The sequence below is a fragment of the Palleronia marisminoris genome (assembly GCF_900172315.1).
Taxonomy (GTDB): domain Bacteria; phylum Pseudomonadota; class Alphaproteobacteria; order Rhodobacterales; family Rhodobacteraceae; genus Palleronia; species Palleronia marisminoris.
Map to the genome: position 1 here is coordinate 135,420 of NZ_FWFV01000003.1, position 12,113 is coordinate 147,532.

Genomic DNA, 12,113 nt, shown 5'->3' on the forward strand with positions numbered 1-12,113 from the left:
CCGCCTTGGCCAGCATACTGGAACCTTTGCTGCCGTGGCGCGGTTGTTTTTTTCAAGGCGCCGCACCGTGTCGGGCCGCACATATACGCGCCTATCGACTTGCATAGAGCGGCCTTCGCCGGGACAGTGGCCTCGATTGCCCACGACACCTAGGGCGGCCGTACGCGGCTTGCGTCGCATCAACGGGGAGCAGATCCGATGGACGGGATTTACTGCGGGCCTCCACCGCTGCCGGCCCAACTCTGGACGAGTTGGAACTTCGACCCGCCGCTCATCGCGGCGCTTCTGGTGCTGGCCGTGGCGGTGCGCCACGAGCGCGCCGGGCTGCTGGCGCTCGGCGCGCTCGTGCTCGCCTTCGTCTCGCCGCTGTGCGCACTGTCTTCGGCGCTGTTCTCGGCGCGGGTCGTGCACCACGTCCTTCTGGTCGCGATCGCGGCGCCGCTGCTTGCATCCGCGTGGCCGGGCCGGCGCCCGGGAAGTCCCGCCCTGCCCTTCGCGGTCTCGGCCGTGACCCTGTGGGCTTGGCACATCCCGGCCGCCTATGACCTCGCCCTTGCGAATGTCGCCGTCTATTGGGTGATGCAGATCACGCTTCTGGCCAGCGCCGTGTGGTTCTGGCGCGCCGTGCTGGCCGACATCGGGTCGCCCGTCGACCGGCTGTTCTTCATCGTCGCCGGCTTCGCGCAGATGGGGATGCTGGGCGCGATCCTTACCTTCGCGCCGGGCGCGCTCTATGCCGCCCATGCCGTCGCGCCGTTCTCGTGGGGGCTGACCCCGCTTCAGGATCAGCAGCTCGGCGGGCTGCTCATGTGGGTTCCGGCCGGCATTCCCTACGCGGTGGCGGCGATCCTGGTGGCGCGGCGCAGCTGGTCGCGCCTTGCGGGTGCCGCAACATGATCGAATGGATCCTGGCAACGGTGCCCATCCTCAAGGGGGTGCATATCGCGGGCCTGACGATCTGGTGTGGCGGGCTTCTGGCGCTGCCACTGATGCTCGGGCGCCATCACCCCGGAATGGAGGCCGAGGATTACGACCTCATCCGGCGTGCGGTCCACACGACCTACACGATGTGCGTGACGCCAGCGGCGGTGATCGCGGTCATCGCCGGGACGTGGCTGATCTTCACGCGCGAAGCCTTCGTGCCGTGGCTTTACGCCAAGCTTGCCTTCGTCGCCCTGCTGGTGCTCGTGCACGCCTGGTTCGGCCATCTGATCGTTCAGGCTGCCGAGGAGCCTCAGGAGCATACGCCCCCCAAGGCGTACCTCCTGATCTCGGCGGCGCTCGTTCCCGTCATCGCCATCCTGTTCCTGGTGCTCGCGAAGCCCGCGCTCGGCTGGATCAGCTTCCCGGACCTGCTGCTCGAGCCGCGGAACAATCAGCTGCTCTTCGACGTGCCAAGACGATAGTCAAAGACGAGCTTGCCCCCATGCCAACCCGTGAATGCCACCATGCCCGCGCAGAGTGCCGACAGGAGGATGCCGTAAGGCAGCACCGCCTCTTCGAAGCCGTAGAGCCGATGGCCCCAGTTCGCGCCGAGCAGGGCAAGAAGCGTCACCGCGATGATGAAATGCGTCCAGGCCGCCGCGCGCACCCGGATGCCGGGAACCAGCAGAAGTTCGGCCGTGCCCGAGAAACCGGCCAGCATGCCGAAGAGGAAGCCCGTCCCGGCCGCCCACATGCCCGCGCGCGCCCAGAACACGTCGCCGGACCACCAATAAAGCAGGTCCGCCCCGAAGACGCAGAAGGCAAGCGCCACGGGGAACGCCACGCTCATCGCATGGATCGGGTGGCCGTGCAGCGAGATCCGCGACTCCGTTTGCTGAAAGCCCGCCATCTCGCCGATAGGGTCGACCAGCTCTTCTTCCCCTTTGCCTTCGTTCTGGGTGTTCTCGGTCGCCATGTCGCCTCGCTTTCTCGTCCATTTCTCGCGTGCCTAACGCTCGGGCTTCTGGCCGGTTGCGAGGGGGCCTTGTCGACCGTCGATCCGGCGGGACCCGCGGCACGCACAATTGCAACCCTCTGGTGGGTCATGCTCGTCGGCGCGAGCGTCATCTTCGGGTTCGTCATGGTGCTTCTTGTCCTGGCATTCCGCAAGCACGACGACGCCCCGCGCGAGAGGCTCTGGATCGTGAAGCTCGGACTCGTCTTTCCGATAGCCGTGCTCCTGGCGCTTCTGGCCTACGGTCTTTTCGTCGGAGAACGCCTGCTGCCGCGGCAGGGGGCGGATGTGGTGAGCGTCAAGGCCGAGGGCAGGATGTGGGCGTGGCGGTTCTCTTACGCCGACGTGGAAGGGCGCACGACCCAAGGCGTCCTGCACATCCCCGCCGGGGTGCCCGTCGATGTCGCGGTCACCAGCGTGGACGTCGTCCACAGCTTCTGGGTGCCGCGGCTCGCCGGCAAGCTTGACGCCATACCGGGGCATGTCAACGTGCTCCGGATCGAGGCGGACGAACCGGGCACCTACCACGGGCGCAGCGCCGAGTTCAGTGGCGAAGGCTACGACCAGTTCGCCTTCACCGTGGTCGCTCACGATGACGCCGAATGGCGCTCCTTTCTGGCAGGCGAGATCGAATGAAAGCACTCGAACGGCACCGCAGGATGACCGAGACCTGGGCCTCTGACCCGGGGTTCAAGGGATGGTTCTCGACCGTGAGCCATACCGATCTCGGTCGGATGTTCCTCGTCACCGCGTTCTTCTTCTTCCTCGTCGGCGGCATCCTGGCGATGCTGATCCGGGCGCAGCTTGCCACGCCCCATTCCGCCTTCGCCGGGCCCGAGATCTACAACCAGCTCTTCACGATGCACGGGACCATCATGATGTTCCTGTTCGCGATCCCCACCTTCGAGGGGCTCGCGGTGTATCTTCTGCCCAAGATGCTGGGCACCCGCGACCTCGCCTTCCCGCGGCTGACCGCCTACGGCTACTGGTGCTACGTCTTCGGCGGGTCGATGCTTCTGTTCTCGATGCTGTTCGGCATCGCGCCGGACGGGGGCTGGTTCATGTATCCGCCGCTGACGGGGCCGCTCTATTCGCCGGGCATCAACACCGATTTCTGGCTGATCGGCATCACCTTCGTCGAGATCTCGGCGATCGCGGCGGCGGCCGAAATCACCGTGTCGATCCTGAAATACCGCGCGCCGGGCATGTCGCTCGACAAGATGCCGATCTTCGCCTGGTACGCGCTCGTCACAGCGCTGATGATCCTGACGGGCTTCCCGCCGCTGATCCTCGGGTCGGTGCTGCTCGAGGTCGAGCGCGCCTTCGGCCTGCCCTTCTTCCAGGCCGAGCTGGGCGGAGACAGCCTGCTGTGGCAGCACCTGTTCTGGCTGTTCGGCCACCCGGAGGTCTACATCATCTTCCTGCCGGCCGCCGGCGTCATTTCGACCGTGCTTCCGGTGATGTGCCGCACCACGCTGCTGGGTTATGGCTGGATCGTCGCGGCGGCGGTGGCGCTGGCCTTCCTGTCGTTCGGCCTGTGGGTGCACCACATGTTCACGACGGGCATCCCGCATATGGGACTTGCCTTCTTCTCGGCCGCATCGACGCTGGTGGCGGTGCCGACAGGGGTGCAGATCTTCGCATGGATCGGCACGATGTGGAAAGGGCGGCCGGATCTGCGGCTGCCGATGCTCCACATCCTGGGCTTCTTCATCACCTTCGTGATCGGCGGCCTGACCGGCGTGATGGTCGCGGTGGTGCCGTTCGACTGGCAGGCGCATGACACCGCCTTCGTGACGGCGCACCTGCACTACGTCCTTTTCGGCGGCTTCGTCTTCCCGATCCTCGCCGGGCTCTATTACTGGCTGCCGCATTTCACCGGCAGGCTGCGGTTCTTCCGCCTGGGCGAGCTTGCCTTCGTGCTGATCTTCGTCGGCTTCCACGTGACCTTCCTGGCGATGCACTGGGTCGGCCTTCTGGGCCAGCGGCGGCGCATCTCGACCTACCAGCCCGAGGACGGGTGGACAGTGATCAACCTCATCTCGTCCATCGGCGGGTTCGTCGTCGCCCTCGGCATCGGGATCGTCATCATCGAGGTGATCCTGCACGCGGTGGCCGCCCGGCGCAGCGCCCGCAACCCGTGGGGCGCCGGATCGCTCGAATGGGCGATGCTCACGCCGGCGCCGGCCTACAATTTCGCAAGCCTGCCCCACGTGACAAGCCGCAATCCCCTTGCCGACAACCCGGACCTGGCGGTCGAGCTTGCGCAGGGAAAAGGCTATCTTGCCGCCCCCAGCCGCTGGCGCGAGACGCTGACGGTCGAGGTGGCGAGCGGGAAGCCGGACTACCACGTCATCTATCCCGGCAACACGCGGCTGCCGATCGTGATGTCCGCGGTGACGGGCATCTTCTTCCTCTCGCTCCTCGTTAAGTTCTACTGGACCGTGCCAGTCGCCGTGATCGGGGTCGCCGTTCTTGCGTGGCGCTGGGTCTGGGAGCTGGGGCGCAAGGACGACCTGCCGGCGCAGTCCATCGGGCACGACGTGGAGTTGCCGAACACGGTCGCGGTGGATCACGCGCCAGGCTGGTGGGGTTCGCTGTTCCTTCTGACGGCGAACGCGACCTTCTTCGGCTCGCTCATCTTCGGCTTCGCGTTCCTGTGGACGGTTGCCCCCGGCTGGCCGCCCCCGGTCTGGTTCGAGCCCTCGGCGATCGAATTGGGCCTGGGGATACTCGGCGGACTTGTCGCCGTGGTTGCCATGCGCCTTGCGCTGCGCGCGAATGACCGCGCACGGTCGCCGCTGCCGATGCTCGGCGTTGCATTTGCCGGGACGCTCGCCGTCGCGGCTGCGTGCGGTCTGCTGATGCTGCGCACACCGGCTCCGGCCGAGCATGCCTACGGTGCGACCCTCCTCGTGATGGGGGGCTACGGCCTCTTTCACGCGGCGCTCGTTTCGCTGATGGTCGTCTTCCTCATCGCGCGCGTCAGCCGCGGTTTCACCTCGCCCGTGCGACGCGCCGAGTTCCCCATCGTCGTCCTCTGGACCGACTACCTGGCGCTTGTCGGGGCGTTCACCCTTCTGGCCGCACATCTGACGGGATATCTCGCGTGACCGATATTCTGCGCATCCTGATCTCTCCGCTCGTTTGGCTTGCCTCGTTCAGCGCGGTCTATGGCCTGCACGGGCTGATCTGCGGTCACGGGATCGAGGGCGATGTCCTCGGCTTCCCCCTGCAACGCGTGTTGATGGTGGCGGCCTACGCCGCAGCGATCCTGTTGCAGGTGATGCTGGTCGCCGGGCTTTCCGCGCAGCGGTTCTCGTCGCCCTCCGCCTTCGTGCGGTTCGTCAGCCGGGTGACCGCCTGGGTCGGTCTCGTAGCGACGGTCTGGTCGCTGCTGCCAGTGGTCACCACCACGTACTGCCTCTGACCTGGACGGAGACGCCGCTCCCTTCGCCGGGCCAATCCTGACTCGCCGGTTCCTGCGGCAACGCTTCGGGGCCTGACCCAGCCTCAGCCTCGGCGCACACCAGATAGCCCGGAATAGCATCTTCGATCTGGCTCCGTCGTGGCGTAATGGTCTGCACATCCGCGACTCGCCGCGAGGCGGTTCCGGCGTCGCACGATCCGGACGTGACGCCCGGACTCCCACGGCACACGCAGACCTTCCACGTCGAAAAAGACGATCGCTTCGAAGGACACGACATGCAGACCGAGGCCCTTCTCGTCGAAGACCTGGCCGAAGAGACCGCTTCGGACGACTCCGCGCGGGACCGGCTCGTCATCAGCCTGCTGCTGGTTTCGGCCTTCACGGTCATCCTGAACGAGACGATCATGAGCGTCGCGCTGCCGCGCCTGATGGTCGCCCTGGATGTCACCGCGAACGCGGCACAGTGGCTGACCACGGCGTTCCTGCTGACCATGGCGGTCGTCATCCCTGTCACCGGGTTCCTGCTGCAGAGGTTCCACACGCGCACTGTATTCCTGGCGGCCATGACGTTCTTCAGCCTCGGCACGTTCATCTGCGCCACCGCCCCGGGCCTCGGTCTTCTGATCTTCGGACGCGTGGTGCAGGCGGTCGGCACGGCCATCATGATGCCGCTTCTCATGACGACGGTGATGACGCTGGTCCCGCCGGAGAGTCGCGGAAAGACGATGGGCAACATTTCGATCGTGATCTCGGTGGCGCCCGCCATCGGGCCGACGATATCGGGCATCATCCTCAGCATGCTCGACTGGCGCTGGATGTTCTGGCTCGTCCTTCCGATCGGACTTGGGGCGCTGGCGCTTGGCTATGCCCGGCTGGTGAACGTGACGACACCGAGGAAGGTGCCGCTGGACATCCTGTCTGTGGTGATGTCCGCCATCGGCTTCGGCGGCGTGGTCTACGGGCTGTCGAGCATGGGCGAAGGCCATGGCGAGGGCGGCCCCGTCCCAACCTGGGCGCCGCTCGCCATCGGGGGCGTCGTGTTGGCGCTGTTCATCTTGCGGCAGCTGAAGCTCGGGCCGCGCGACCGCGCGCTGCTCGATCTGCGGACATTCCGCGTGCAGGTTTTCACCGTGGCCGTCACGACCATGGGCCTTGCGATGATGTCGCTGTTCGGGATGATCATCCTGCTGCCGATCTACATGCAGAACGTGCTGGGGATGACCGCGCTGGAGGCGGGACTTCTGCTTCTGCCGGGCGGGCTGACGATGGGGCTGCTCGCCCCGCTCGTCGGTCGCCTTTTCGATCGGTTCGGCGCGCGCCGGCTGGTGATCCCCGGCGCCGTTGCCGTCAGCGCCGCCCTCTGGCTTATGGCCTCGCTGGGACCGGAAAGCCACGTCGCGACGGTCCTGTTCAGCCACGTCGTCCTGAGCGTGGGCCTCGCGCTCCTGTTCACGCCGCTCTTCGCGTCGAGCCTCGGGTCGCTGCCCAAGACGCTCTACTCGCATGGCAGCGCGGTCCTCGGCACGATCCAGCAGGTAGCCGGGGCCGCCGGCATCGCGCTGTTCGTTTCGATCATGTCGCTCCGGATCGGGGCGAAGCTGGCCGAGGGTGCGGACATGGTGGCCGCGACCGCCGCGGGCCTGCGGGCCGGATTCATGTGCGGCGCGACGATCTCACTCCTGATGATCGTCGCGGCGTTCTTCGTGCGACGCCCGCCGGCCCAGCCACCGACCGAGGTTTGAGAGGGGCAGCACCGGACCGCCCCTTCCCGCTTACAGCGGCCGCTTCAGCCACCGCGCCAGGACGCCGACGATGCCTTCGCGGAACAGCAGCACGCCGAGGACGAAGATCACGCCCTGGATGATCGTCACCCAGGCACCCAGCGTCGCAAGATAGTTCTGCATCGTCACAATCACTGCGGCGCCGACGAGCGGCCCGAAGATCGTGCCCATCCCGCCCAGAAGCGTCATCAGAACCACCTCGCCGGACATCGACCAATGAACGTCCGTCAGCGAGGCAAGCTGGAACACCTGGCTTTTCGTGGCACCGGCCAGACCCGCGAAGGTCGCCGAGAGGACAAAGACCAGCAGCTTGTAGCGATTGACCTGGTAGCCCAGCGAAACCGCCCTTGGCTCGTTCTCGCGGATCGCCTTCAGCACCTGCCCGAAGGGCGAGTGTACGATGCGGTAGAGGAAGAGGATTCCGCCGAAGGTCACCGCGAGCACGAAGAAGTAGAGCGCGATGTTGTCCTGCAGCGAGATCAGACCGAACAGGTCGCCCCGCGGCACCGACTGGATCCCGTCCTCGCCGCCGGTGAACTCGGCCTGGAGGGCGAAGAAATACACCATCTGCGCGAAAGCCAGCGTCACCATGGCGAAGTAGATGCCCTGCCGCCGGATCGCGAGGGCACCGATCAGCAGCCCCAGCACGGCCGCCGCGGCCGTGCCAGTGAGAACGGCAAGCTCGGGCGTGAACCCCCAGACCTTCGCGGCATGGGCGGCGACATAGCTGGCCCCGCCGAAATAGGCGGCATGCCCGAAGGACAGCAGCCCGCCGAAGCCAAGCAACAGGTTGAAGGCGGCGGCGAAGAGCGCAAAGCACATCACCTTCATCGCGAAGACCGGGTAGACCAGGAACGGCAACACGGTCAGCACTGCCAGAAGTGCGACGAAGATGACCTTGTGCAGCATCGGCATGCCGACGCTCTGCGAGATCGGCGCAAGATCCGAGGTATTGTCCGCCATGGCCATCAGGCACCCCTCCCGAACAGGCCTTCGGGCTTGATCATCAAGACGATCGCCATGATCACGAAAATCACCACCGCCGAGCCTTCAGGGTAGAAGACGCGGGTCAGCCCTTCGATGACGCCAAGGCCGTAGCCGGTCAGGATCGCCCCCATGATCGAGCCCATCCCCCCGATGACGACGACCGCAAACACCACGATGATGAGGTCCGCGCCCATGTTCGGGTTCACGGAATAGATCGGCGCGGCAAGCACGCCGGCGAACCCGGCCAGCCCGACGCCGAAGGCGTAGGTCAGCATGATCATCCGCGGGACGTTTATCCCGAAGGCGCCGACAAGGACCGGGTTCTCGGTCGCGGCGCGAAGATAGGCGCCGAGGCGGGTCTTTTCGATCATGAACCATGTGCCGAAGCACACGATGACCGACGCGACCACGACCCAGGCGCGGTAATTGGGAAGGAACATGAAGCCCAGGTTCTGGCCGCCTGACAGGATCTCGGGGATCTGGTAGGGCTGGCCGGAAATGCCGTAGTAGTTCCGGAACAGCCCCTGGATGATCAGCGCCACCCCGAAGGTCAGCAGAAGCCCGTAGAGGTGGTCCAGGTGATAGAGCTTCGACAGGGCCAGGCGCTCGAGCACGAGGCCCGTCGCCCCGACGACCAACGGTGCCAGGATCAGCGCCCACCAGTAGCCGATGCCGAAATAGGTCAGCAGCATCCAGGCGACGAAGCCGCCCAGCATGTACTGGGCGCCGTGGCTGAAATTGATGATGTTGAGCAGGCCGAAGATCACGGCCAGGCCCAGCGACAGCACGGCGTAGAACGACCCGTTGATGAGGCCAAGCAGCAGCTGCCCCATCAGGACCTGCGGCGGTATTCCCAGAAGCTCGAACATGTTCCTGCCCAGTTATTTTTGCGGCGGTTGCGGTGCGCCGGGTATCCGGCGCACCGCCGAGGCATCAGCCCTCGCTCGAGAAGTCGCACTCGTCGATCATCGGCAGGAACGCCTCTTCGCCGGCGATCACGGCCTTCTGCTCGTAAAGATCCCACTCGCCCTCGGAGTCGGCGGGCGCCTTCACCTCGAACAGGTACATGTCGTGGATGACCCGCCCGTCGGCGCGCACGTAGCCCTCACCGAAAAGCGGATCGTCGAACGAGTTCGCCTTCATATGCGCCACGACTTCCTCGTTGTTGGTCGAGCCCACGGCCTCGACCGCGCGCAGATAGTGCATCGCGGCCGAGTAGACGCCGGCATGGACCATGGTCGGCTTGGCGTTGTGACGCTCCTCGAAGCGGCTGGACCATTCGCGGGTCTCGTCGTTCTGGTCCCAGTAGAAGGCCTCGGTCAGCTGCAGGCCCTGCGCCGTTTCCGGGCTCAGCGCATGCACATCCGATATGAACATCAAGAGCGCCGCCAGCGACTGGCCGCTCTGGGTGATGCCGAACTCGGATGCCTGCTTGATCGCGTTGACCGTGTCGCCGCCGGCATTCGCAAGGCCGATCACGTCGGCGCCGCTGGCCTGCGCCTGGAGCAGGAAGGACGAGAAATCCGTCGCCGGGAACGGGTGCCGGACCGAGCCCACGACTTCTCCGCCGGCCTCTTCGACCACGTTCATCGTGTTCTCTTCGAGCGAGTGGCCGAACGCGTAGTCCGCGGTCAGGAAGTACCACTTGTCGGCGCCGGCCTCGGTGATGGCCTGGCCCGTGCCCTTGGCAAGCGCTGCGGTATCGTAGGTCCAGTGGATCGTCGTCGGGGCGCACTGGCCCTGGGTCAGCTCGGTCGACCCGGCACCGGAATTGAGCAACACGCCGCCCATCTGGTTGCTGATGTCGGCCACGGCGAGCGCAACCGAAGAGGTCGGCACGTCGAGGATCGCGTCGACGCCTTCCTGCTCGTACCATTGCCGGGCGATGTTGGACCCGACGTCGGGCTTGTTCTGGTGATCCGCCGAAAGGATCTCGACGTTCAGGCCCTTCTCTTCGGCGTTGAAATCCTCGACGGCCATGCGCGCGGCGATGACCGAGCCTTCGCCCGAAAGGTCGGCATAAGTGCCCGAACGGTCGTTCAGCACGCCGAGCGTGACGTCGATCGTCTCTTGCGCATAGGCCGTTCCGGTCAGCGCGGCGACGGCCGCGGTGCCGAGTGCGATGCTTCTCATCATGGTTTCTCTCTCCCTGGTTTCGGCGCCGAGGCGCCCTTTTGTTGTTCAGACGCCCAGATAGGCGTGCAGCTTGTCGATATTGGCCTCCAGATCCTCCCCCGGGATCATGTCGACCACGCGCCCCTGATCGACGACGTGGTGCCGGTCGGCGACGGAGGCCGCGAAGCGGAAGTTTTGCTCGACCAGCACGATGGTGAACCCTTCGGCCTTCAGCGCCTTGATCGTGTGGCCGATCTGCTGGACGATGACCGGGGCGAGCCCCTCGGTCGGCTCGTCCAGAAGCAGAAGCCGCGCGCCGGTGCGCAGGATGCGGGCGATGGCGAGCATCTGCTGCTCGCCGCCCGACAGCTTGGTGCCCTGGCTGCGGCGACGCTCCTTCAGGTTCGGGAACAGGTCGTAGATCCGCTCGACCGACAGTCCGCCCTCCTGGATGCGGGGCGGCAGCATCAGGTTCTCTTCGACATTGAGCGAGGCGAAGATCCCCCGCTCTTCCGGGCACAGCGCGATGCCGAGCCGTGCGATGTGACGCGGCTGCATGCCGATCGTCTCGGTCCCGCCATACAGGACCGTGCCCTTGCGCTTTTCCAGGATCCCCATGATCGCCAGCAGCGTCGAGGTCTTGCCCGCCCCGTTTCGCCCGAGAAGCGTGACGACCTCGCCTTCGCGGACGTCGAAATCGATCCCATGCAGGACGTGGCTTTCGCCGTACCACCCCTCGAGTCCCCGAACCTCGAGCAGGGGCGCGCCGGCGGTGGCGTCCTTGCGGCTGTGGGTTGCGGTGTCACTCATGGCCGGCTCCGATATAGGCGTCGATCACTTCGGGGTTCTTGGAGATCTCGGCGTAGTTGCCCTCGGCCAGGATCTCGCCACGGGCCAGCACGGTGATCCGGTCGGACAGGTCCGCGACCACCGACAGGTTGTGCTCGACCATCAGGATCGTGCGCGTCTCGCCGATCCGACGGATCAGGGTCGAGATGCGTTCGACATCCTCCTGCGCCATACCGGCCATGGGTTCGTCCAGCAGCAGCATCTTTGGGTCCAGAGCCAGGGTCGTCGCGATCTCGAGCGCGCGCTTGCGGCCGTATGACAGTTCGGCCGCGCGGTGGTTCAGGAACTCCGACAGGCCGACCTCGGCCACGTAGGACCGCGCCTCGTCGTCGAAGCGTGTCAGGTTCTTTTCCGAGCGCCAGAAGTCGTAACTCTCGCCGCGGGTGCGCTGCAGCGCGATACGGACGTTCTGCAACACGGTCAGATCGGCGAACACGGCCGAGATCTGGAAGGACCGTACCATCCCCAGCCGCGCGATCTCGGCCGGCGCCAAGCGGGTGATGTCGCGGCCGGCATAGGTGATCTTGCCCCGGGTCGGCTGAAGGAACTTGGTCAGAAGATTGAAGCAGGTCGTCTTGCCAGCACCGTTCGGACCGATGAGCGCGTGGATCGTCCCCTTCTCGACCTTCAGCGAGACGTTGTTGACCGCAACGAACCCCTTGAACTCCTTCGTGAGACCGACTGCCTCGAGCGCCACGCCCGCACTACCCGTACCCCGTTCCTCCGTCGTCAAGCCGAGGCTCCCCGCGTCGTTGATATCTCTTCCCGACTTGGATGATGGAGCGGCTTAGGCCGAAAGATCAATCATTTATTGCGGGTTCTTACCCTGCGGAAGCCTCGGGTCACCGCTCCCCTTCCCCCGAACGGGCGCGAGTTCTCCGCAGGGTTGTCACGCGCTCCGAAACTCCCGGGACGGCGGTATCGGTGGGGCGACCTGAGCGTAACTTCGCCGGCGAGGCTGCCGGACATGCGCACCCGGAGATTTGCCTGTTGCGATGATCGGGACGGCGGC

Annotated in this window: 12 protein-coding genes; 6 read left to right on the forward strand and 6 right to left on the reverse strand. The window is 65.8% G+C overall.

The annotated features are described in order from the left end of the window. The first annotated feature begins 198 nt into the window (after positions 1-198). A complete protein-coding gene (locus PAM7066_RS06935) occupies positions 199-897 on the forward strand; it encodes a cytochrome c oxidase assembly protein (RefSeq protein ID WP_085853422.1) in 699 nt (232 codons plus the stop codon). Next, positions 894-1,406, forward strand: coding sequence for a CopD family protein (locus PAM7066_RS06940; protein ID WP_085853423.1), 513 nt, complete (start codon positions 894-896; stop codon positions 1,404-1,406). The genes PAM7066_RS06935 and PAM7066_RS06940 overlap by 4 nt, the downstream gene beginning before the upstream one ends. On the opposite strand, the gene PAM7066_RS06945 is transcribed toward PAM7066_RS06940, so the two are convergent. Next, positions 1,376-1,900 carry a DUF2231 domain-containing protein gene (locus PAM7066_RS06945; RefSeq protein ID WP_085853424.1) on the reverse strand — a complete coding sequence of 175 codons (525 nt, stop codon included), beginning with the start codon at positions 1,898-1,900 and terminating at the stop codon, positions 1,376-1,378. The two genes, PAM7066_RS06940 and PAM7066_RS06945, sit on opposite strands and share 31 nt — an antisense overlap. A gap of 129 nt (positions 1,901-2,029) precedes the next feature. On the opposite strand from PAM7066_RS06945, the gene PAM7066_RS06950 reads away from it, so the two are divergent. The 4 genes from PAM7066_RS06950 to PAM7066_RS06965 all read left to right on the forward strand — a co-directional run bounded on the left by PAM7066_RS06950 (position 2,030) and on the right by PAM7066_RS06965 (position 7,111). Then, complete coding sequence (locus PAM7066_RS06950) at positions 2,030-2,575, forward strand: cytochrome c oxidase subunit II (RefSeq protein ID WP_085853425.1); 546 nt, start codon at positions 2,030-2,032, stop codon at positions 2,573-2,575. Continuing rightward, positions 2,572-5,052, forward strand: coding sequence for a cytochrome c oxidase subunit I (gene ctaD, locus PAM7066_RS06955; protein ID WP_085853426.1), 2,481 nt, complete (start codon positions 2,572-2,574; stop codon positions 5,050-5,052). Before PAM7066_RS06950 ends, ctaD begins: the two co-directional genes overlap by 4 nt. After that, positions 5,049-5,369 (forward strand): hypothetical protein, encoded by a 321-nt coding sequence (locus tag PAM7066_RS06960; RefSeq protein ID WP_085853427.1) that lies wholly within the window; start codon positions 5,049-5,051, stop codon positions 5,367-5,369. The genes ctaD and PAM7066_RS06960 overlap by 4 nt, the downstream gene beginning before the upstream one ends. Positions 5,370-5,644: 275 nt before the next feature. Continuing rightward, complete coding sequence (locus PAM7066_RS06965; protein WP_085853626.1) at positions 5,645-7,111, forward strand: MDR family MFS transporter; 1,467 nt, start codon at positions 5,645-5,647, stop codon at positions 7,109-7,111. A gap of 30 nt (positions 7,112-7,141) precedes the next feature. Here PAM7066_RS06965 and PAM7066_RS06970 read toward each other — a convergent pair whose 3' ends face one another. The 5 genes from PAM7066_RS06970 to PAM7066_RS06990 form a co-directional block, all read right to left on the reverse strand. Beyond that, positions 7,142-8,113, reverse strand: coding sequence for a branched-chain amino acid ABC transporter permease (locus PAM7066_RS06970; protein ID WP_085853627.1), 972 nt, complete (start codon positions 8,111-8,113; stop codon positions 7,142-7,144). A gap of 5 nt (positions 8,114-8,118) precedes the next feature. Next, positions 8,119-9,006, reverse strand: a complete 888-nt coding sequence (locus tag PAM7066_RS06975) for a branched-chain amino acid ABC transporter permease (protein WP_085853428.1) — start codon at positions 9,004-9,006, stop codon at positions 8,119-8,121. A 64-nt stretch (positions 9,007-9,070) separates the two neighbouring features. Next, entirely contained in the window at positions 9,071-10,270 is a 1,200-nt protein-coding gene (locus tag PAM7066_RS06980) for an ABC transporter substrate-binding protein (RefSeq protein WP_370738085.1), read from the reverse strand. A gap of 48 nt (positions 10,271-10,318) precedes the next feature. Beyond that, positions 10,319-11,062: an ABC transporter ATP-binding protein gene (locus PAM7066_RS06985; protein ID WP_085853430.1), complete on the reverse strand. Its 744-nt coding sequence runs from the start codon at positions 11,060-11,062 to the stop codon at positions 10,319-10,321. Beyond that, the gene (locus PAM7066_RS06990; RefSeq protein ID WP_217639934.1) at positions 11,055-11,798 is read right to left on the reverse strand and encodes an ABC transporter ATP-binding protein; all 744 of its coding nucleotides are present in this window, start codon (positions 11,796-11,798) and stop codon (positions 11,055-11,057) included. Before PAM7066_RS06990 ends, PAM7066_RS06985 begins: the two co-directional genes overlap by 8 nt. Between the last annotated feature and the right edge of the window lie 315 nt (positions 11,799-12,113).

Excerpts from the sequence above, each read along its gene's own strand:
- PAM7066_RS06935 (WP_085853422.1), top strand. The coding sequence starts at position 199 with ATGGACGGGATTTACTGCGGGCCTCCACCGCTGCCGGCCCAACTCTGG.
- PAM7066_RS06985 (WP_085853430.1), bottom strand. The coding sequence starts at position 11,062 with ATGAGTGACACCGCAACCCACAGCCGCAAGGACGCCACCGCCGGCGCG.
- PAM7066_RS06940 (WP_085853423.1), top strand. The coding sequence starts at position 894 with ATGATCGAATGGATCCTGGCAACGGTGCCCATCCTCAAGGGGGTGCAT.
- PAM7066_RS06975 (WP_085853428.1), bottom strand. The coding sequence starts at position 9,006 with ATGTTCGAGCTTCTGGGAATACCGCCGCAGGTCCTGATGGGGCAGCTG.
- PAM7066_RS06970 (WP_085853627.1), bottom strand. The coding sequence starts at position 8,113 with ATGGCGGACAATACCTCGGATCTTGCGCCGATCTCGCAGAGCGTCGGC.
- ctaD (WP_085853426.1), top strand. The coding sequence starts at position 2,572 with ATGAAAGCACTCGAACGGCACCGCAGGATGACCGAGACCTGGGCCTCT.
- PAM7066_RS06950 (WP_085853425.1), top strand. The coding sequence starts at position 2,030 with ATGCTCGTCGGCGCGAGCGTCATCTTCGGGTTCGTCATGGTGCTTCTT.
- PAM7066_RS06945 (WP_085853424.1), bottom strand. The coding sequence starts at position 1,900 with ATGGCGACCGAGAACACCCAGAACGAAGGCAAAGGGGAAGAAGAGCTG.
- PAM7066_RS06965 (WP_085853626.1), top strand. The coding sequence starts at position 5,645 with ATGCAGACCGAGGCCCTTCTCGTCGAAGACCTGGCCGAAGAGACCGCT.
- PAM7066_RS06980 (WP_370738085.1), bottom strand. The coding sequence starts at position 10,270 with ATGAGAAGCATCGCACTCGGCACCGCGGCCGTCGCCGCGCTGACCGGA.